Origin of the sequence: Mesorhizobium sp. M1D.F.Ca.ET.231.01.1.1, from assembly GCF_003999155.2 — a bacterium.
Classification (GTDB): Bacteria; Pseudomonadota; Alphaproteobacteria; order Rhizobiales; family Rhizobiaceae; genus Mesorhizobium.
In genome coordinates, this window is record NZ_RZOZ02000270.1 from 1 (window position 1) to 287 (window position 287).

Here is a 287-nt window from a genome sequence, read left to right on the forward strand (position 1 = left end):
CGCAAATGGTCGACATCATCGGCCATCAGGCTTGATTCGGGAGACAAGGTCCGATCCGGCAGCGACAGCGTGCCCGTAGCCGGATAGCTTGCGAGCTTCAGGCTGACCGCGGGGTCGTTGGTCGGGAAATCCAGCTTCAGAGGCACCGGGCCGACACCGACCGGGATGCTGACGCCGTGGTTGTCGATGGCTTCGGCGGCGCCGGTGATATGGAGCCCGCGCTCCGACGCCGGCTGCGTCTGCTCGACCATGACCTGCTGACCCTCGGGCTCATCGTTGCGCATCAG

The 287-nt window shown here is 65.5% G+C and carries 1 pseudogene; it reads right to left on the reverse strand.

Annotated features, from left to right (window positions below):
* Nucleotides 1–287 (reverse strand): annotated as a pseudogene (locus EN874_RS33260) (peptidase C14 caspase catalytic subunit p20); the annotation flags it as partial.